Origin of the sequence: Dysgonomonas sp. 521 (genome assembly GCF_010501055.1) — a bacterium.
Lineage (GTDB): Bacteria > Bacteroidota > Bacteroidia > Bacteroidales > Dysgonomonadaceae > Dysgonomonas.
In genome coordinates this window covers 1-21810 of sequence record NZ_QVMO01000023.1, presented here as the reverse complement: position 1 = coordinate 21810, position 21810 = coordinate 1, and the positions used below count along the sequence as shown (strand labels likewise).

16 protein-coding genes and 2 pseudogenes are annotated in these 21810 nt (G+C 44.2%); 9 read left to right on the top strand and 9 right to left on the bottom strand.

The features are described 5' to 3' along the window. Positions 1–25: 25 nt before the first annotated feature. The 4 genes and pseudogenes from D0T84_RS08650 (at position 26) to D0T84_RS08640 (ending at position 5055) form a co-directional block, all read left to right on the top strand. Positions 26–718 carry a DUF5683 domain-containing protein gene (locus D0T84_RS08650; RefSeq protein ID WP_163307483.1) on the top strand — a complete coding sequence of 231 codons (693 nt, stop codon included), beginning with the start codon at positions 26–28 and terminating at the stop codon, positions 716–718. Between the two features lie 53 nt (positions 719–771). Then, positions 772–2022: pseudogene (locus D0T84_RS23275) on the top strand (transglycosylase SLT domain-containing protein); the annotation flags it as partial. 3 nt (positions 2023–2025) lie between these two features. Then, the gene (locus tag D0T84_RS23270) at positions 2026–2703 is read left to right on the top strand and encodes a LysM peptidoglycan-binding domain-containing protein (RefSeq protein WP_370525479.1); all 678 of its coding nucleotides are present in this window, start codon (positions 2026–2028) and stop codon (positions 2701–2703) included. Between the two features lie 105 nt (positions 2704–2808). Then, complete coding sequence (locus tag D0T84_RS08640; protein WP_163307481.1) at positions 2809–5055, top strand: bifunctional (p)ppGpp synthetase/guanosine-3',5'-bis(diphosphate) 3'-pyrophosphohydrolase; 2247 nt, start codon at positions 2809–2811, stop codon at positions 5053–5055. Positions 5056–5260: 205 nt separating this feature from the next. Here the strand turns inward: D0T84_RS08640 and D0T84_RS08635 are convergent, their stop codons facing one another. From D0T84_RS08635 to D0T84_RS08615, 5 genes are all read right to left on the bottom strand, one after another. After that, on the bottom strand, positions 5261–6826 hold the full coding sequence (locus D0T84_RS08635; RefSeq protein ID WP_163307480.1) for a hypothetical protein: 1566 nt from the start codon (positions 6824–6826) through the stop codon (positions 5261–5263). Between the two features lie 310 nt (positions 6827–7136). Continuing rightward, positions 7137–7691, bottom strand: a complete 555-nt coding sequence (locus D0T84_RS08630) for a hypothetical protein (RefSeq protein WP_255495272.1) — start codon at positions 7689–7691, stop codon at positions 7137–7139. Then, positions 7688–9064 (bottom strand): LPP20 family lipoprotein, encoded by a 1377-nt coding sequence (locus D0T84_RS08625; protein WP_163307479.1) that lies wholly within the window; start codon positions 9062–9064, stop codon positions 7688–7690. Before D0T84_RS08625 ends, D0T84_RS08630 begins: the two co-directional genes overlap by 4 nt. Positions 9065–9069: 5 nt before the next feature. Continuing rightward, a complete protein-coding gene (locus tag D0T84_RS08620; RefSeq protein WP_163307478.1) occupies positions 9070–10359 on the bottom strand; it encodes a DUF6175 family protein in 1290 nt (429 codons plus the stop codon). 53 nt (positions 10360–10412) lie between these two features. Next, entirely contained in the window at positions 10413–11282 is an 870-nt protein-coding gene (locus D0T84_RS08615; RefSeq protein ID WP_163307477.1) for a hypothetical protein, read from the bottom strand. A 340-nt stretch (positions 11283–11622) separates the two neighbouring features. On the opposite strand from D0T84_RS08615, the gene rimP reads away from it, so the two are divergent. The 5 genes from rimP to D0T84_RS08590 all read left to right on the top strand — a co-directional run bounded on the left by rimP (position 11623) and on the right by D0T84_RS08590 (position 18430). Beyond that, positions 11623–12090 carry a ribosome assembly cofactor RimP gene (gene rimP, locus D0T84_RS08610; RefSeq protein ID WP_163307476.1) on the top strand — a complete coding sequence of 156 codons (468 nt, stop codon included), beginning with the start codon at positions 11623–11625 and terminating at the stop codon, positions 12088–12090. A 3-nt stretch (positions 12091–12093) separates the two neighbouring features. Further along, complete coding sequence (gene nusA / locus D0T84_RS08605; protein WP_163307475.1) at positions 12094–13350, top strand: transcription termination factor NusA; 1257 nt, start codon at positions 12094–12096, stop codon at positions 13348–13350. Positions 13351–13470: 120 nt separating this feature from the next. After that, positions 13471–16371 (top strand): translation initiation factor IF-2, encoded by a 2901-nt coding sequence (gene infB, locus D0T84_RS08600; protein ID WP_163307474.1) that lies wholly within the window; start codon positions 13471–13473, stop codon positions 16369–16371. Between the two features lie 214 nt (positions 16372–16585). Continuing rightward, entirely contained in the window at positions 16586–17110 is a 525-nt protein-coding gene (locus tag D0T84_RS08595) for an OmpH family outer membrane protein (RefSeq protein WP_163307473.1), read from the top strand. A gap of 150 nt (positions 17111–17260) precedes the next feature. Continuing rightward, a complete protein-coding gene (locus D0T84_RS08590; protein WP_163307472.1) occupies positions 17261–18430 on the top strand; it encodes an MFS transporter in 1170 nt (389 codons plus the stop codon). Positions 18431–18628: 198 nt separating this feature from the next. On the opposite strand, the pseudogene D0T84_RS08585 reads toward D0T84_RS08590, so the two are convergent. From D0T84_RS08585 to D0T84_RS08570, 4 genes and pseudogenes are all read right to left on the bottom strand, one after another. Next, a pseudogene (locus tag D0T84_RS08585) lies at positions 18629–19596 on the bottom strand (Gfo/Idh/MocA family protein). Between the two features lie 72 nt (positions 19597–19668). Continuing rightward, complete coding sequence (locus tag D0T84_RS08580; protein ID WP_163307511.1) at positions 19669–20544, bottom strand: esterase family protein; 876 nt, start codon at positions 20542–20544, stop codon at positions 19669–19671. A gap of 18 nt (positions 20545–20562) precedes the next feature. Beyond that, complete coding sequence (locus D0T84_RS08575) at positions 20563–21342, bottom strand: 4Fe-4S binding protein (RefSeq protein WP_163307471.1); 780 nt, start codon at positions 21340–21342, stop codon at positions 20563–20565. A 104-nt stretch (positions 21343–21446) separates the two neighbouring features. Continuing rightward, positions 21447–21644 (bottom strand): hypothetical protein, encoded by a 198-nt coding sequence (locus tag D0T84_RS08570; protein ID WP_163307470.1) that lies wholly within the window; start codon positions 21642–21644, stop codon positions 21447–21449. Positions 21645–21810 lie beyond the last annotated feature (166 nt).

Genomic DNA, 21810 nt, shown 5'->3' with positions numbered 1-21810 from the left:
ATAAAACATTCTCCGTAATATCTATATGAGAAAAAGATTGGTAATCAGTTTGTGCTGCGTTTTAGGGAACTTTTATCTGAGTGCTAATGCTCAGGAGCCGCTTTCAAACGATTCTACCATCATAGATAACAGCCGGTTGGAAGTCACAGGAAAGGATATCAGGCGTGATACCGTTGCCGAGACAGAGAAAACCGTTATTATTGCCGATTCTATTATTACCATCGGCATCCCGGAATTTAAACCAGACTCAAAGAAAGCGGTCATTTATTCCGCTATCTTCCCCGGTGGGGGACAAATATACAACCGTAAATACTGGAAACTCCCCATCGTGTATGGAGGAGCATTGGGTTTAACTTATGCTATCACGTGGAACGGATCACGTTACTCCGAATATTCGCAGGCTTATAAAGACCTCGTTTTGGGAACAGGGACAAGCTATCTGGACTTTGGCGTATCACAGAGTGACGTAGACTCGAACAAACAACGTTATGTTGATCTATTCAAAAAGAAGAAAGACTTTTTCAGAAGGAACCGTGACTTAGCCATTATTATTTCGGTAGGAGTATATGCCCTCTGCATGATAGACGCCTACGTCGATGCCCAGTTATATGACTTTGATATGTCGCCCGATCTGTCGATGAGAATTCAACCTATGATCTGGATGCCTACATCTTATTCTAAAGCCTCCTTTGGGGTTCAATGGATTATTAATTTTTAATTTGCAGGGTACACCATAACTACCCCTGTTGTACCAAAACAAAGACACTTATGCTGAAAAGAATTATATTTACAGGATTTTTTATTGGCTGTTCGCTCGTTGTAGCCGGACAAACCAATCGGGAACTGTCGGTGCGAGATACGATTACAGATAAGGCTATTGTATTTCCCGCCGATATGGAACAAAACTATGACCAGCTGCTATCTACATGGAGCAGGAATGTCAAATATGCCGACAACTGCCGTTCGCTCAGCGACCAGGCTGTCATATTCGAAGACTCCGTGTATATCCGCCGTTTATATACATTGCCTACCAAGATGGAATTGGTATTCAACCCCGTAGTACGCAGCTATATAGAAATGTATGCAGGACGCAGGCGCAACCAGGTAAGCTATATGCTTGGCGAAGGAAAATACTATTTCCCCCTGTTCGAAGAAGCCCTCGACCGCGAAGGTTTACCGCTCGAGCTCAAATATCTGCCGGTTATAGAATCTGCACTAAATCCTATTGCACGCTCAAGAGTAGGAGCAACAGGACTTTGGCAGTTTATGGCAAGCACCGGAAAGATGTACGACCTGGAGATAAACAGCCTGGTAGACGAACGCCGCGACCCTGTCAAATCGACCAATGCTGCCGCCAGATACCTCAAAGACCTTTACTCCATATACGGAGACTGGAATCTGGTAATAGCAGCCTACAACTGCGGCCCGGGTAATGTAAACAAGGCCATACGCCGTAGCGGAGGACAAACCGACTACTGGGCTATCTACCCATACCTCCCGCGCGAAACACGGGGATATGTACCCGCCTTTATAGCGGCCACATACATAATGAACTATTACAACGACCATAATATATGCCCTTTGGAATGTCGCAATCCTGCATCGATGGACTCCCTGATGATAAGTAAGAATGTCCACTTCCAGCAGATAGCCGACATCATCAATGTGTCGGTAGACGACCTGCGTCAGTTCAACCCCCAGTTCAGCAGCGATATCATACCCGGCGAGTACAAACAATACGCCCTGAACCTACCGATAAAGAAAGTATCCGAATTTATAGACAACAGCAACACGATCTACACCCACAGGTTCGACCAACTGATGCCGCACCGCAAAGTAGCCGGACTGGATGTTACGGGTGGCGGATCTTCAGGTTCGGGCACAATAACACACAGGGTAAGAAGAGGCGACACACTGGCTAAACTTGCCGGCAGGTACGGGGTCACTTCCAAGCAGATAAAAAACTGGAACGGACTTTCATCCAACAAACTGACCGTTGGCAGGCGCCTGAAAATATACCGCGAAGTGGCGCAGAAATCAACAGGACAGTCGTCAGCAACAACACTGGCCTCAAACTCGTCCTCCGGCTCCAATAACGTTTCGGCCAGTACAAAAACCGAAGCAAAAACAATAACCTCCTACTATAAAGTACGCAAGGGCGACACATGGGCAGGCATAGCAAAGAAGAATGGCGCTACCGTGGCTCAAATCAAAAAGTGGAACAACATTAAGTCGAACAAGCTGATAGCCGGAACAAGCCTGAAAATACAGAAAACCCAATATATACAGGTACAGGCAGAAGAAATGACACAGAACAAACTTAGTGAGCCTGTACTGCCTACAGTGGAGATAGACTCTACCTTTACAGCCGCCTTATTCGACACTTACCTCAAAAAAGTGGAAACAGAACGCAACGAGTCGACCCTTCCGCGTGTACATATATCATCTACTGACGACGAAAACGATCACTCTACGAACGATTCGAGGATTATATACCACAAAGTGAAGATAGGCGAAACCATCTCTCAGATAGCCAACCGCTACAACGTATCGAAAAAAGACATCCAGTCGTGGAACAAACTATCAGGCAATATGGCCAAAGTAGGCCAGCGCCTGTTGATTATATTGCCCGAAGGAAGTGATACCCTGAACAGTAACTCTGAACAGGCAGACAGAGGAACGCCTTATACTGCTGACAAATAAATAAGAGCATGGACCAAAATGTTTTTTGTTAAAACCATTTTATTATAAGACTCTTATTTCTAAATATCAGTGAATTTACTAATTTTGTAACTTCACAGATTTTTTATGAGCAAAAAAGAGGATACACACATTCAAGAAGATTTATCTATCGAATCGGAATTCAACGCACTGATAGAAGATTATCTTAAAACGAACCACAGACGCAAGGTAGACATCATTACAAAAGCCTTTCTTCTGGCAAAGGAAGCGCACAAAGGCGCACGCCGCCGCTCGGGAGAACCCTACATAATGCACCCTATAGCCGTGGCGCGCATCGTCTGCGGAGAAATCGGTCTGGGCTCCACATCCATCTGTGCCGCGCTGTTGCACGATGTAGTGGAAGATACCGAGTACACTGTAGATGATATAAAAGGCCTCTTTGGAGAAAAAATAGCACAGATAGTGGACGGGCTTACCAAAATATCGAGCGGTATGTTTGGCGAAAACGTCTCGGCACAAGCCGAAAACTTCAGGAAACTGCTCCTTACCATGTCCGACGATATCCGTGTCATCCTTGTAAAGATAGCAGACCGGCTGCATAATATGCGCACCCTCGGCTCCATGGCTCCGGCCAAGCAATACAAGATAGCCGGAGAAACAATGTTTATATATGCCCCCCTGGCCCACCGTTTAGGCCTCTTTGCCATAAAGACAGAACTCGAAGAACTCAGCTTCAAATGGGAAAACCCGCAGGTTTATAGCGAGATAGCAGGAAAATTGCGCGATACCCACCGTATGCGGGCAGACGTTTACGAGCACTTTGCGCAGCCCGTTATAGAAAAGATGAACGAGCTGGGATTCAAGTACGAGATCAGGGCGCGCGAAAAATCGGTGTACTCCATCTGGAACAAGATGCAGGCAAAAGGAGTTCCTTTCGAGGAAATCTATGACATTTTCGCCGTCCGCATAATTTTCGAAAACGAAGTGGGCATAGACGAGAAAAAACGATGTTGGGACATATATTCCGTGATAACCGACATCTACAAACTCCGCCCCGACCGTATCAGAGACTGGGTCAGCCGCCCCAAATCGAACGGATACCAGGCGCTCCACCTCACTGTAATGGGCCCCGACGGGCAATGGATAGAGATACAGATACGCAGCCGCCGGATGGATGACGTAGCCGAAAAAGGCTTCGCCGCGCACTGGAAATACAAAGAAGGCAAGATAGAAGAAGACACCGAGCTCGACAAATGGCTCAAAACCATTCAGGAAATACTGGAAAGTCCCAGCCCAAACGCAATGGATTTTCTCGACACCATAAAGCTAAATCTCTTTTCGCAGGAAATATTCGTATTCACGCCCAAAGGTGAAATCAGGACGCTGGCACAGGGAGCCACTGCGCTCGACTTTGCCTACGACCTGCACTCCCGCATAGGAGACCACTGCATAGGGGCAAAGGTAAACCACAAGCTAGTGCCACTCAGCGAAAAGCTGAACAGCGGAGACCAGGTGGAGATACTTACCTCCAAATCGCAGCTACCTAAGTCTGAATGGCTGGGTATAGTGACCACCGCCAAAGCACGTACAAAAATAGAATACGCGCTGAGACGCCTCCGCAGGGAAATGGCCAAAACCGGAGAAGAAATGCTCAACAAGAGCATTGAGGGTACAAATATAGAAATTACTCCTGCCATAATAGACAGAATGCTCGACTATTACCAAAAGGTAAGCAAGGAAGAACTCTTCTGCGCCATCGGCAACAATGAAATAACACTGCCTCAGAAAATAGAGAAGATATTAACTCTAAAGAAGCAGAACCCGAACAACGGAATATTCAGCTACATGAAGCAAGCCCTGCATGTAGGCAAAAAGACGGAAAAGATAGATTCAAAGACTACAGAGTACGAAGCGATAGACCCGAAGAAAACATATATCCTCGAAGAAGATTCATTCAACAAAAACTTCATCATGCCTACCTGCTGCAACCCTATTCCGGGCGATAAGGTATTCGGATATATAAAGGATAACAACGAGGTAGAAGTACACAGCATACATTGTCCTGTAGGGTTCAAGTTAAAAGCGAGCCACGGCAACAGGATTGTCAACCTGGAGTGGGGTAGCTATACCCAGTTCCCTTTCATTTCGGCCATTACCGTCAACGGCATCGACCGGATGGGCATGCTCAACGACATCACAAAGGTAATAACTGCAGGCTCCCTCAACATCAAGAGCATGAGCATAGAAACGAATGATGGCGTATTCGAAGGCCGTATAATAGTCTATGTGCACGATGTGAACGACTTACAGACGTTATGCTCCCGCATAGCTAAAATAAAGGGGGTAAAAGCAGTAAACAGGCGGCAAAACTAAGAGCCTGTTTAAATTTAAATCAATATTTCCAAACATGGAAGAAATTATCCTTTTCTACAATTATAATTCGTAAATATAGCGAATACTTACACACTAATCGGGAATAAGAAAATAGTATTCCGTATTCTTACAAGCCGAAAATAGAAAAGGAAGCCGTAAAAAACAGCACGCAAACCACCGCATCACTAGCCTGTGAAGCTGCAGTTTAGTAAGAATAGATCTTTTCGGGTACAGTATTCCTATATTCCGGCATACAGGTCCCTATAGGCGCGCCAATATATGTGGGGTCACAGATAGTGTACTTTTTATTTTTATAATTGACATAATCCCCCTGGATATCCTGATCGAAATAGACTGCCGCTGCCAGATGGCGGGGATAAAGTAAAAGAACGGCATCCATATCAAGAATTTCCTTTACCAGATATGTAAATAAGATCGCTCTGTCTTCGCAGTCGCTCGAAGGCCAATAAAAGCATTCGTCTACAAAGAATGTCTTCTCGTAACGAAATTGCTCATAGTCGGTTGCGTAAGGGAAAGAATGTTGTATGAAACTTAAAAGAATAGTGACAGCCTCTTGCCGGCTCTTGCCATCTACCATTTCTTTAAACTGAGGTAAGATAATATCATTAAATTGCGATGATGGCTTCGCGTTGTAATATATATCGAAATCGCATTGTGGAAAAGTATTATAAAAATCCATCAGATTCTTATTTACTACCGATTTAACCTGATACTTGCCTGCAGTGAGAGGTATATCTTTGGCTACAGGTGCGTATGACAGGTTAACCTGGCTGCTGACATTCATATCGAGCAAATGGGATGCGGTTGTAAAATCTTTTTTATAAGTATAATATGAGCCTATGGATTCATTCTCTACATTTGAAAATATGTAATACCTGTCTCCATTTATATCAGAGTACGGCAAATTATATAAAACATGTTTGCAGGCAATGAGCATTCCCAAGTGATTGTTCATCCGCGCCATTTTTACTTTATAGCCCGATTGTAGAAGTATAAACATTTGAACAAATGAGATTTCATCCTTGTCCATACGTTTGCTCAACCGTTCGCCTACAGCTTTTGCCAATAGGATATATCCCCAGTCATTCAGTCCTAAATCGCTTTTTATTTTAAGGCAATCTTTAATTAACGGAGCGTAGTCCATTTTTGCCATCGCTGTCCACGCGTCCGAAATGCCTTGTTCGCTGATATCGGTCAGGTGTATCTTTCTCTCGGTAAGGCTGACCGGATACGTCCCTCCAAAGAAATCAATATTGTCTACATTTCCTTTGGGGCGCTGTACGGGCACCGGTGGCTTTACTGGTTCTTTATCAGGTTGCTTACTTGGAGGCGGTGTTACAGGCTGCTTGTCAGGCTGCTTGCCTGGAGGTGGCGTTACAGGCTCCTTGTCAGGTTGCTTGCCTGGAGGAGGTGCTACAGGCTTCTTGTCAGGCTGTTTACTTGGAGGCGGTGCTACAGGCTTTTTATCAGGTTGCTTGCTTGGAGGTGGCGTTACAGGCTCTTTGTATCGCGGTGGAACAGTCGGTCCCGGCACTTCTCTTTTCAAACCCGCCACAGCCGAGTACAACTCCCATGACTCTTTGAGGAATGCAGCAAATTCTTTATCCCTGTTATTCTGGAAATCAATCATTTCCTGATTCCGTTGCCTTAAAAATTCTTCATACTCATCGGTTATGTCCTGAGCCTGAATCGCTAACGGGATAATAATCAACGATATTAAAACGGCGAATATCTTTTTTTTGTTTTTCATTCCTTCACCCCTCCCTCCGAGAATGCAAGGTTGCCCGAAAATGCTTTCAGGCAACCATTATCTTGCTCTCTTTTTAGAGTCTGTTTAAATTTTATAGAAAATCTTTTTTATAGCTATTTTTAGATGGATTTTATCATTTTTGCTAGCAGAACCAACGGTCAGCGGAGCTAATTAGCAGGCTAAACCAAGAGTAAAAAGAGAATTGAATATCGGCGAAGCCAAAAATACACTAAAAAAAGCATAAAAAAATTGCGAAGAACTATTGACCAGAACTTGTAATAAAAATTTTCGCTAAAATTTGAACAGGCTCTTAGTTGATTTTACTCATTTCGTCTTCAAATACTTTTTTATATTTTTCGTATTCGAAGTCTGTACGTAGCTTTTCATCATCCATCATTTTGTTTTTCAGACCGTTCAACGCTTCATTGGCTGATATTTCGAGCGTGATGTAGCAACGGTATTTTCCATCAGCAGTCTGCATTACCTTTTCGCAAATAATACGGGAATTTGTAATATTTTCCTTTGCTACATTGCGTACCATATCATTCATCTTGGTTTTTGCTTCTTCGCTTTCGCCCGATTGGTACGATGAAGCGTAATTATCTGTTGTCCTTCCCACAGCAGTACTGATTTCTGAGGCTAAATCGGCACGGGCTGTAGTCAGCGCTTTGGTTTTAGCTACACTCATATCGGTACTCAGTTCGAAGCGTGTAGCGCGTATAAATTCTTTGTCAGACCGGAATTCAGCTCCGCTACAAGGCATATTGATCTCCTTATCGCCCGGCACTCCTGTTGCCTTAGGGCCTCCACAACCTGTAATAAGCATAACGAATACAGGCATAAAGTATAAAACAAGCTTTTTCATTCTGTTGAGTTTTTATTAATATTCAGATTCTTAATTCCTTTCTTAAAATCTTTTTCCAATTTCCTCATTACTTCTCTCAATGCCGTACTTTCGGCCTTTGTTTCCGATGTTGACTCGGGGGAGAGGCTCCTGAAATCATTGACATTGGTACTATAGAGAGTTTGTGATGTCCTTACATCGACTATCTCGATTTCCACGGTAGAAAAATATTCGATCATATTATACATCTCTCCTTTTACTTTTCCACCCTTCTTTATGTTGCTGCTTACCAGGATAAGGATATCTGCCTGTTCCGCGTCGTTAACAACGGAGAAGTAATCGTTTGACAACATATTCCTTACCGACTTGGTAAGAGCATCATTAGCCTTACCTGTGTTTTTAATAAATGCTTTAATCTCAACAGGGACAACTTCTATGGAAATTACGCATTGGGGAATAGTAGCCCGAAACTTTGACAAAACATTTTCGATAAGAATATTATCGTTAAACACAGTAAACCTGCTCATATCGATGGCGGCTTTTATCTCTTGCCGCGCTGCCTTGGATGTAATGTTCTGGATGTATAAAGCGACTTCTCCCTGATCGTTGGTAATATCGTTGGAGGATAAAGAACCCGATCCGGAGATAAAACCTATTTTCAGCTTAAGGTTTTTGAGGGGAGTACCATCTTTCATTACCGATATCATAACCGGGGTAGACGATGCATCAAATGACTGCAACAGGAGCTGTGACGGCGAAGAGGTTACTGTTATATTATCGAATACACGGTTTATGGAATTGTAAAGTTCCAATGCTACATCTATTGTTTTACCCTCATGTTCCTGCTTCAGTTCATCATTGGCACACGGTTGCACAGCCATTATTCCTTTCGAATAGAGTTCAACGGCGCTGAACAATTCTCTCTGGCTCAATGCTTCGTTCCCTTTAGTCCAGTAGTAATAGCCTTCATTGGTTGCCTTGAGCTTTCTTTTGTGCATGTATTCCTCATAGTCGAGCTTGCTAAGCTTGTAGTAAACCCAGTATTGTTTGTCGTCTTCCCAGCTGGCAGTCATTTCAAACTGTTCCATATCCTGCTGAGCCCTAACCTGTATATTATTAGACAAGAAAGACGAAACCTGCTCGTTTTTTTCGACAGTCTGCAATAACGACTCGGATTCGACCTCAACTTTTATTTCGGAAGCCAGGTCGTTAAGTGCATTCTTCTTCGCTACGAGCATATAGTCAGGGGCAGACTTAGGCGCAACGCCTATTCCTATGTAGCTCATCCTGTCCACCGGGCGTTGCTTTACCCATTCCGGTTTTTTATCTTTGGCCGAAAGCGCAAACGGGAAACATATACATAGTAACAGTACTGATATTGATAATAATCTCATATCATTCAATCGTTGATTGTTATATAAATGGTATTTCCATCAACCCGCTTATCACAACTGATACCCAAATCGTTTTGGATATAGCTGAATACATCCAGGGCAAAATCGTTGGCATCGATGAAATATCCCGCGTCAGCTTTACTGGCTACCTGTATTTCATCGAATATTATCAGGTCGCGTGTTGACCCCTGAACATGGAACCGTCCATTGAGGGCATTCTTGCGCAACCACAGGCGCATAACATCGGACAACGGCAACCCCTGCGAAGACACGACCGTATTAAGGTCTGTAGCGCTGTCGCTGCCTGTAGAGATACGTAAGACAAAGGTGTTGCCGACATCGGCTTTTTTCGCATAATTAGTAGTCATATCTTTCAGGAAGTCATCCACTATAAGCCCGATGGCGATACGATACAAATCCGCGTACACTGCCTTCTGGTAGCGGGGCGTAGTGGAATGCTTCGATGCCAGTAACTTCCCCGAAGCGCGTTCGTATGCAACGAGGGCAATACTGCCTATCGATCCGGCATTATTGGTATTATAACCTGCATCTACCGTAACATATACATCCGCTCCCGAGTTATTTATCAGTTGGGCATCCATCGATTCCACGGATGAGTTCGATTCGAACAGCATACTTTTTTCGGTCGCTTCCAGTACGGCCATCACATCCTTTATGTCGTAACCTTTCTGTATAAACGCGTCCTGAACCCGTGCTATTGCTGTACGGTAATCTACATATTTAGTATCCCTCAGAATCTCCCTGTAGCTCCTATCCTGTTGCTTGTAAAGCACAACCATGATGGTGGGTTGCGCGACATCTATTTTGATTTCTTCTGTCGTTTTTTCCGCGGCCGTCTTTGTTCTGGCACCATTTTTCTCCATGTCTTTCAACAAAGCATTCACATAAATCTCCATCTTTACAGAGGCTTTATATTGCTTGTTTGGCAACCTGGCAGGATTCTTATCCTCTTCGTAATTTGCCACAAATGACATATATTTACCAGACTTGTCGTCAAAAAAACGTTCGATGTAGGTATGGGCGGCACCACTGTCGTTTAATGCCGGCTTCCCGTCATTCAGCCCTTCGATGCCATAATTGAAGTAGGTATCGAAAGCCGACTTTATAGCCATAAGCGTGGCTTCTTTTTTCTTTTCGTGTATGCCCGAAGCTTTTATTACAGCCGTTGCTTTCTTCTGCTGTATAAGGATGGCGTCATTTGTGTAGTTTTGCGCGGATAGCGCGCTTACACAAAAGAACATGATAATGGTCAGTACTGGTTTTATATGGTTCATTTCTTTGAGGCTCTATATAAGATATGTTAATTCGACTAAAAAAATCAGGTTACTTAAAACTCTAAAAGCCCTTTTCTATATACTGTTTTTATTGTTATTGTCTGCTCTTCGCCGACAGCGGATTTTATTTCCTCCCCGCCTTTATTTACTTTACAGCGCGAGATATCATCTCCTTCTACAGCTTCTATTTCTATTTCGCCTATTTTTTTCTGAGACTTGCGTCCGGCTATTTCACGCTCTACAAACACATCAAACTTTTGCTTCTTTTGCATACCGTGAGCACTACCCAGATCAATATACACTTCGGTAGCCTTACCTTTCTTTTCTCCACTTAATTCGAGAATCGTACCCTGTAGCGCAAAATATTTATTTACAAGTTTCTCCATATCCGTATCAAGAGTTCCCGAAGTGTTGCTTATAGCTTCATCGGCCGTACTGCCTGTACCGGTAGAGAAAAACCCTCCGGAACCTGAACCCGAATAAGAATAATTCTCTGAGCCTACCAATGTACCGGTTTCTATATCAACGATATTTAACGAAAACACGATCGACCCTTTATAATATACTTTCCCCTCATCAGTAGTAAACCTGTTACCCTCCAAAGTAGTTACATGCCCCTGTATAAGATAGTTGGCATTAAGGTTTTTCATCATCACTATAGTAGACGGATCTATTGTAGAAGCATCTGCGGTCTGCCTTTGGGACAACTGCTCCAAGCCTGCCTCAGAATTCACATCTTTTACTGTAATACGATCTGTTTCTACCAAACTTGCAATAATTTTATTGCGAAGGCCTTTGACATGAGAACTTCCAATTTTGCTTGTATAGCTGAAATTTTCAACATAAACGACTTTCTTCCCATTTTGAGCGAATAGAGAAACAGCTACAAAAAGAGACAGAATGAAGAAAGATAATTTTTTCATAAAGATTTCCTTATTTTGATATATTGACTTGAATTAATTCAGACAAATACTCAACCAGACCTGAATATATTTTATGGTTTATTCACAAAGTTAAAATAAATTTACAAAAAGACAAATAATATTTTAACCTTAAAGGTTAATTAGTTCAAAAAAAAAGATTTGCCATAAAACTTAAACAGACTCCTAGCCAAATCTTACAAAACCATATTAATTTTGACGCGATTATCCTTATTTATAGATAAAAATTTGGAATAAAAAATAAAATTCCGTACTTTTGTGATCGAAAAATAAGAGAGGGAGAAAGGAAGCTGTAGCTTCCTTTTTTTATTGCTTGAACAAAATGATAGAAAAAGATTTCATCAGAGATATCACAGATAAGCATCTGGAAGGTACCACAATGTTCCTCGTAGATATTACCGTAAGGCCGGGAAACAGCATTGTAGTAGAAGTAGACAGTGACGAAGGCGTCAGCATCGACGACTGCATAACCCTGAGCCGTGAGATAGAATCGCACCTCGACAGGGACACCGAAGACTTCGAGCTGGAAGTAGGATCTGTGGGGCTTACATCCCCCTTCAGGATACCACGCCAGTACAAGAAAAACCTGGGCAACGAAGTAGAAGTGCTGACCAAGAAAGGCCAGAAACTTTCAGGAATACTCAAGTCCTGTGACGACGATGGCTTTACCCTTACAGTCACAAAGATGGTCAAGCCCGAAGGAGCGAAAAAGAAAGTAGCGGTAAACGAAGATTTCTCTTTTGGATATCAGGACGTAAAACATACAAAATACTTAATTAGATTTAAATAACCCATGGCTAAGAAAGAAACTATCAATCTAATTGATACATTTTCAGAATTTAAAGAATTGAAGAGCATCGACCGCTTGACAATGATCAGCGTACTCGAAGACTCTTTCCGCAATGTAATAGCAAAGCTGTTCGGTTCGAACGACAACTACGACGTTATCATCAATCCCGATAAAGGAGACCTCGAAATATGGCGCAACCGCATCATTGTAGAAGACGATGAACTCGAAGACGAAAATACAGAAATCGCTCTTTCCGAAGCTAAAAAGATAGATGAAGACTTTGAAGTAGGCGAAGAAGTAACAGACGAAGTATTCTTCGAAGACTTCGGACGCCGTGCCATACTGAACCTGCGTCAGACCCTGACTTCAAAAATACTTGAATTACAAAAAGAAGGCCTGTATAACCGCTATAAAGAAAAAATAGGAGAAATCGTATCCGGCGAAGTTTACCAGATATGGAAAAAAGAAATACTGTTGCTGGATGACGAAAAAGAAGAACTACTACTGCCTAAGACAGAACAAATACCCAGCGACTTCTTCCGCAAAGGTGAACATGTACGCGCCGTAGTAGAACGGGTAGAAAACAAAAACAACAATCCTAAGATCATCCTGTCCAGAACTTCTTCGACATTCCTCGAAAGACTGCTCGAAATAGAAGTTCCCGAAATAAACGACGGGCTGATAACAATCAAGAATATCGCCCGCATACCCGGCGAAAGGGCTAAAGTAGCCGTTGAGTCGTATGACGAGCGCATCGACCCCGTGGGAGCCTGTGTTGGTATGAAAGGTTCGCGTATACACGGTATCGTACGTGAGTTGCGCAACGAGAACATCGATATCATCAACTATACATCCAACATGAACCTGTACATACAGCGCGCACTCAGCCCCGCTAAAATCACTTCGGTAAAGATCAACGAAGAAGAAAAACGCGCCGAAGTACTGCTGCGCCCCGAAGAAGTATCGCTGGCTATCGGTAAAGGCGGGTTCAACATCAAGCTGGCAAGTATGCTTACAGGATATACCATAGATGTGTACCGCGACATCGACGACTTCGACGAAGAAGATATCTATCTGGACGAATTCCGCGACGAAATAGACGGATGGGTTATCGACCAGTTGAAGAAAATCGGTTGCGTTACAGCCAAAAATGTATTGACTACCGACAGGGACAAACTCATACAAGAAGCCGACCTGGAAGAAACCACCGTGGACGAAATACTGAATATATTACGCGCCGAATTTGAAGACGAAGAATAACCTTTATTTGGTGATTAGCTGATTTCTTAATACTTTTGTATCCGGAGAAAGTCTACCACCTTCATTTACCAGAAGCATATATCAGGTTCACTGTCCATTTTTTAGAATTAAAAAGAACATATGTCGATAAGATTAATAAAAATATCCAAAGATTTGAATGTAGGAATCAACAGTCTGGTTGAATTTCTGCATAAAAAAGGTTTTGATGTAGAATCAAATCCAAATACTAAAATTGGCAGTGAACAATACGAATTGCTGGTTAAAGAATTCGGAAGGGATTCTGACATCGACGCCCTGCTTAGCAGGCGCGAAGAAAAGAAGGAACTGATAAAAGCCCAGGCCAAGAAGGAAGAAGAAGCCCGAATACAAAACATACCGGAAGAAATAAAAACAGAAGTACCCGAATCGATAAAACCACATGTACAAATAGTGGACAAAATCGATCTGGACGCCCTGAACAGGCCTAAAAAGGCAGAGGCAAAACCCGAACCGGAAGAAAAAGCACCCGAAACCAGTGCGCCGGAAGCAGCTGCTGAAGTAAAAACACCAGAGGCAGAAAAACCTGTGGAAGAAGAAGTACAGACAAAACAGACCGTAGAGGAAAAAGTAAAAGAAGAACCTGTGTTTGTAAACAAAGAAGAAACCATTACAGAAGAAAAAACTGAGCATAAAACTGAAGCTTCCGAAGGCTTACCCCAAGAAAAGGGAGCAGTGGAAAAAGAAGACAATGTATTCAGGCTCAATAAAACAACAATAAAATCGAATATTGTCGTAAAAGGCACGATAGACCTCAGTTCGATAAACGATAAAACACGTCCTGCAAAAAAGACCAAAGCCGAAAAGAAAAAAGAACGCCTGGAAAAAGAAATGCAAGACCAGAAAAAGGTAAAAGAAAATACCGTGCGTTTATTGAAAAAAGAAACTGACGAAGAAGCCAAGAAAAGAAAGGCAAACGCCGACAACGACGATGCTGCCAAGAAAAAACGCAACCGTATCAAAAAAGGAAAAGTAGACATAGAAAAAGGAGCTTTCCCTCAAGGCGGCGGACAACCACACAGCGGTGGCGGCGGCGAAAAATCGAGACATAGTATACGCAAACCTATCGTGAAACATGTAGTAAACGAAGAAGACGTACAAAAACAAATAAAAGAAACACTGGCCCGCCTCACCGGAAAAGGAGGAAAGAACAAGGGCGCCAAATACAGAAAAGAAAAACGTGATGCCGTTTCGCTAAGACAGCAGGAAGAGCTGGAAATGCAGGAACAGGAAAGCAGGACGCTTAAGATTACAGAATTTGTAACCGCCAACGACCTTGCAAACATGATGAATGTGCCCGTAGTACAAGTTATCTCTACCTGTATGAGCATTGGCATCATGGTATCCATCAACCAGCGCCTCGATGCAGAAACCATCAACATAGTCGCCGAAGAATTCGGATTCAAGACCGAGTACGTAAGCGCCGAAGTAGTAGAAGCCATCAACGAAGAAGAGGACAAAGAAGAAGATCTGGAACCTCGCGCCCCTATCGTTACCGTGATGGGACACGTCGACCACGGTAAAACATCCCTGCTGGATACTATCCGCCAAACGAATGTAATCGCCGGAGAAGCCGGAGGTATCACACAGCACATAGGCGCATACAACGTGAAGCTGAAATCGGGACGCCGTATCACATTCCTCGATACACCGGGGCACGAAGCCTTTACGGCGATGCGTGCGCGTGGTGCCAAAGTAACGGATATCGCCATCATCATAGTGGCCGCCGACGACAATGTGATGCCTCAGACTGTAGAGGCCATCAACCACGCATCTGCGGCAGGCGTACCTATCGTGTTCGCTATAAACAAGATAGACAAACCGGGAGCAAACCCTGAAAAGATAAAAGAAACACTGGCTAATATGAACTACCTTGTGGAATCATGGGGAGGTAAATACCAGTCACAGGACATTTCGGCCAAACAGGGAATAGGCGTAGACGAACTGCTCGAAAAAGTATTGCTAGAAGCCGAACTACTCGACCTGAAAGCCAACCCTAACAGAAGGGCGACAGGTTCCGTTATCGAGTCGTCCCTCGACAAAGGCAGGGGTTACCTGTCTACTATCCTTGTAGAAAACGGAACACTCAAGAAAGGCGACATTGTGCTTGCAGGAACATACTACGGACGTGTGAAAGCAATGTTCAACGAACGTAACCAGAATATAGAAGCCGCGGCTCCGGCAGCACCCGCGCTTATACTCGGACTCAACGGCGCGCCTCAGGCTGGGGACATATTCCATGTATTGGAAACAGAACAGGAAGCCCGCGAAATAGCTTCGAAACGCGAGCAACTACAACGCGAACAGGGACTTCGTACACAGAAGATACTTACCCTTGACGATATAGGCCGACGCATAGCCATCGGAAACTTCCAGCAACTGAATGTGATAGTGAAAGGCGACGTAGACGGCTCGGTAGAAGCCCTATCCGACTCGCTGATAAGGCTATCGACCGAAGAGATACAGGTAAACGTGATACACAAGGCTGTAGGGCAAATATCCGAATCGGATATAACACTGGCCGCCGCCTCCGACGCCATTATCATCGGGTTCCAGGTGCGCCCGTCACAGGCCGCGCGCAGAGCCGCTGAAAAAGACGGTGTAGAAATCCGCCTATACTCTATTATCTATGACGCCATAGAAGAAGTGAAATCGGCTATGGAAGGTATGTTATCTCCAGAAATAAAAGAAGTACAAACCGGATATGTAGAAGTACGCGAGGTATTCAAGATTACCAAGGTGGGTACAGTTGCCGGATGTATGGTAAAAGAAGGAAAACTGAAACGTGCCAACAAAATACGCCTTATACGCGATGGTATCGTAATCTATTCGGGAGAACTCGGTTCGCTCAAACGATTCAAGGACGATGTGAAGGAAGTTGCCGCCGGATACGAGTGCGGACTCAACATCCACAACTATAATGACATTAAGGTAGGAGACGTAATAGAGCCGTTTGAAGAAATAGAAGTGAAGAAAACCTTATAATTTGATTGAATTAGCAAATTATTGTGTATCTTTGCGTTCAATATAATATAACCTAAGAAAACCAATTGATAGTTGTTGACAAGCCAATCTTGCCTTGAAAGTCGGTGGTACTAACCATACCACCGAAACACACAACTATCAATCAGTTTTACGGTTATCCCGAATTTCTTCGTCAGAGCCAGTAAGTTGTCACATCGAAAAAAGACAAATTATCATGATGAAAAAAATTATAATTATATCTGCCCTTACAATTACCTCAATCTTTTTCGCTAAAAGTCTTGCAGCGCAAACCGCTCAGCAGATCGCGTATATCAATTCGAATGAACTGCTCGAAGCTATGCCGGAAAAGGTTAAGGCATCCAATCAACTCATCGACCTGAACAATAAATACAAAGATGAACTGAATGTGATGCAGAATGACTATAATAAGAAATATTCCGATTTTATATCATATCAGACATCTATGGCCGAAAATATTCGTTTGCGCCGTATGCAGGAGCTTTACGAACTGGAACGCCAAATCAATAATTTCATGAAAGTAGCGCAGGAAGATGTTCAGAATCAGGAAAAAGCAATGATAGAACCTCTCCGCCAAAGGGTAAACGATGCCATCTATCAGGTAGGGATCGAACGGGGTTTCGTATGCATTTACGACCTTGCCAATCCGGGAATAGCATTTGTAACACCGGATGCGACCAATGCCACGCCTCTTGTAAAACAGAAACTGGGAATCAAATAAAGCGCTATACAATAGCGCTGATAAAAAAAATGCTTCTGTTGCCGGGAGCATTTTATTTTTTTTGCTCAATATAGTGAAGAACGGATAGTTGACGGTATTACCTTCTAATGCACGCTTGATTATCCACTATCAATTGTCAATTAACTGAATATGTCACAAAAACCGAAACTCTGGTCGCTGAGTTATCTCAACGTATGCCTGGCCAACTTCCTGATGGCCTGTTCCTTCAACCTGCTGATGCCCTCTATTCCGCTATATATTACCGAACAGATGGGAGTAGCGCAATCCAAGACGGGAGTCGTACTGGCATCGTACGCCATCGCCCTGATGTTTGTCCGCCCTTTTTCGGGATTCATCGTCGACCTCTATTCACGCAAAACGGTACTGCTGCTGGCTTTCTCCTGCTATGCCCTCATCTTTTTCGGATACTTCTGGGCTACAACGGTCATGCTGTTTATCGTAGTGCGTTTCTTGCACGGCATCACATGGGGGCTGTCTACCGTATCGTCCAGCACGCTGGCCATAGACGTAGTACCGTCCGAACGCCGTGCCGAAGGGATCGGTTATTACGGCACGTTTATGAATGTGGCAATGGCTATAGGCCCGTTTATCGCCATACATATATACAATCATTACGGGTTCGATGTTTTGCTGTGGTGCGCTATCGTTATGGGAGCGCTGGGCATCGTTGCCGTTTCGCTGATAAAGGCACCTGTAAGGCAGAAGGTAGAACGGCAGAAAATATCCTTAGACCGTTTCTTCCTGCTCAAAGGCTGGCCTATATTCCTCAACCAGCTCCTACCCTGCTTTGCATGGGGTACGATAGGCCCGTTCGTGGCACAGTATGGCAAGGGAATAGGCATTCCTAATGCCGGCATATTCTTCCTGTTTTGGGCAGGTGGTATCATCGCCTCCCGCGTATTTGCAGGCAAGCTGGTAGACAGGGGTAAGATACACGAAGTGAATGTGTCGGCGATGGCTATTGTCGCTATGGCTTTCCTCTCGTTTGCACTGATACACAATATCTATGCTTTCTGCATATCAGGTTTGTTTATCGGCATCGGGTTTGGGATGATGTTCCCTGCGTTGCAGACGCTCTATATCAACCTTGCAGAAAACAGCCAGCGCGGTACAGCAAACTCCACTTACCTCATCGGATTCGACCTCGGCCTGGCACTGGGTATGCTGATAGGTGGTTATATCACAGGCTTCTTCTCTTTCGAAACTCTGTATCTGGTCGCGGCAGGGCTATGTACCATTAGCATTGTCATTTACTGGTTTTCGTCGAGGATAATATTTGAGCGGAAGAAATTGAGGTAGCCTTTTACAGTGAGCAATAAGCCGAGTATTATTAAAATTCAGACGAAACAAACTGTTTTCAAACAGGGAGTTTCAGAGAGTTTTCACCTCGTCCTTTCGGATTTGCAATCCCAAAGATATTAACGGCGGATTTATAATCCGCAATTAGGTTGGGACAGCCCCAACCTGGGGAGAACATTGTTCATTTTCGATGTTTCATCATCCACCCACTATCATATCCATTGCCCGTGCCGTGCGCAGAGCAGTCTCTCCGGTGGAAGGGCATAAGCCCACCCCCCTCAGCTCGTCCACAATGGTCTGGATAAGTGGCTGCTGGATATGCTCGGGCTGTGGCGGAGTATAGTATTCATCGCATTCCTCCGTTGACAAATGGATAGCCGAAAATTGGAATGTACTGAAACGGATAAAGCCTTCCGTGCCTGTGATAACGATGGAATCTTCACGCGATTTTTCTGATGATACAAAGCACCATTCGCCCGTACCTGTAGCACCCGACGCGAATCGCATTATAGAGGATAACGTATCGGCAACATCATAATACCCTCCACGGTTGCTACAATATCCCTTGGCATCCTCTATCCCTCCCAAAAGGAAATCGAGTATATCGAGTGTATGCGGTGCGAGGTCGAAAAAGTAGCCTTCGCCCGCTTCACACGCCAGGTCTGCATCTGCTTATCCATATCCGATTTGCTTGCAGGACGTAAGTACCTGACATCGGCAGTCAACACTTTACCTATAGCATTATTGTCGAGCAGTTCTTTCACTTTCAGGAAGTAAGGCAATGCGCGGCGATAGTGTGCCACAAAGAGTTTTTGACCTGCCTGCCGGGAAGCCTCTGCCATAGCGAGACATTCCGCATAATTCATCGCCATCGGCTTTTCCACATATACGGGTTTGCCCGCCTGCAATACCTTTATGGCGTAATCCTTGTGCCACTGCGGGGGCGTAGCCACATACACAGCATCCACATCCCTATCGTTAATCAACGCATCGGCATCTGTGTAGTATTTCCCTACATGATGGCGACGGGCAAAGTCCTTCGCCTTGTCTCCATCACGGCGCATTACGGCAACCAGGGCCGAATGGTCTGTTTTGTAGAATGCTGGCCCGCTTTTCTTCTCGGTTACATCCCCCACTCCTATTATCCCCCATCTTATAGTATCCATATAAATGAGATTTTAATATTTAAGAATCGGCTTACCTGATTTTACAATTCAGTATTTTTCAGTACCCGATTCCTATTTAAAATTGCGTGTCACAAACGGCAAGCAGTAATAAAGTGCCGTATGCCAGTATTCGGATGTATGTCCGCCGTCGCGCACACGAAACTCGCAAGGGATACCTGCCTTACGCATCTCCCTTGTGAAATCGATATTGGTATCGAGCAGGAAATCATCGTCGCCGCAATCTACAAACCATGCTACTGTCCTCAACTGGCTTTTCTGTTCTTCCGTAGCCTTGGCCACATAGTCCACACAGCTGTGTTCGATAACAGATCTGGTGAGTATAGCTAATTTATCTTCAGGATTCTGAGACGGATGTGCGCCTATACCGGGTATCGTCATCAACGCGCTCATGGCGTACGCCGCGCAAAACATATCGCTATGGCGCTGGGCGTAGCCGGTAGTGCCGCCGCCACCCATCGACAGCCCGGCAATGGCACGGTGCTGCTTATCGCCAATCACACGATAAGTGCTTTCGATATGCGGCAGGAACTCTTCGAAGAAAAAGGTTTCGTAACTCCAGCCCGGCATATCGAAGTAGCCGTTCCAGTCCTTGGATACTTCCCCTCCCGCATTCGGGCTTACGATTATCATTTCGCAAGCTTCACCCGAAGCTACGAGCACATCCATCACGTCTTTTGCCCGTTCATTTTCGAACCAGCTTGTATTGACGCCCGACATACCATGAAGAAGATAGAGTACCGGGTACTTCCTGTCTTTCTCTACTTCGTAGCTTTTAGGCAGATAGATCGTATATTGTCTTTCCGCATTCAGCACATTGCTATGGATCGCTTTGTTTTCTACTTTACTCTGAGGCCCGCCCCATTGTGCCTGTATCCATGCAGGTGCGCAGAGGCATAGCATAAGTGTGCATAAGATTGTCCTTTTCATTTTTGTGTATTTCATGATTTATATTTTATTAAAGAATACCTCCGGTTCCCTGCGGGCAGCCATCATCGGGGCAAATTTCGCTTTCACCGCTTCGTAAAGTTCTCCCCTGAAAGCCCGTGAATGTTCGGGGCACAAGGTAATACAGCGGGCGCAACGGATACATAAGTCCATATCGGTTATCTTCGGGTCATCGGCGCGAATGGCTTCCACAGGGCATTGTTTGACACAGATACCGCAAGCATCGCAACTTTCGTCTCCTGCAGGCACATAGCCACCCTTGGATGGTTCGCGGTAAGGGCGGTTGCCTTTTACCTCCAACGCTGCATATTCCTTTGTGCTGTCATACGATTGGAACATGAGCATACATTCTTGGGCAAATCCGGCTATCTTCTGCCTGTCATCCTCATCGGGGCGTCCTTCGGCAACACCCGAAAAGATGGAATGGCGGGCAATGAAGGCTGCCGCCGCCATCGCTACAAAGCCGTTTTCCTCACATATATCTTTCAGTTCCAGCAGGGCATCGTCATAGTCGCGGTTGCCGTATACACAAACCAAAACGGCAGGGGTATTCTTCCCTTTGATTTTACGGAACGCATTTACAGCCAGTTCGGGAACGCGCCCGGCATAGACGGGAATTCCAAAGACTACAAGGTCCCGATTGTCTATATCCAACGATTGGCCTAGCCCCATTGTAATATCGTATTCTTTTACCTCCGCGCCCATATTTTTGCCTATTTCGCGCATTATACGGCGGGTAGACAGTGCGGGACTGAAATAGACGAGATGTATATTATTCATATCCATAGTTTTATATCGATCGTTCTATAAGTAATGGAAAAATCTAAAGATTTAAAGATACAAATAAATATTTTTACGGAATGCAGTTCTTTCAAATATGAAGTTCAATCATCCAGTATACTGTCATCATCTTCTCCGTTATTTATCCATCTTTTGATATAAGCAAGAATAATACCCACCACCATGGAGAGGCAGCCAGTAGCAAACCAGGTACTTTCTTTTCCTCCTATGGTAAGGAGTACCCCAAGAGTAATACAAATCAAGGCGAAGGCTTGCAATATCTTACTGATAGTATCTTTCATAGAAAATAAGATGTAGTATAAAGCTAACAAAAGGGTAAGCTATAAACAAAAACCCGCTACACAAGCGGGTTTACATGTAGCACGACCGGAACTATGTATTATATACATAATCAACAAGTTATATTTCAAAGTAACAAAATAGCGACAAACAGTTTAAAAACCCTGC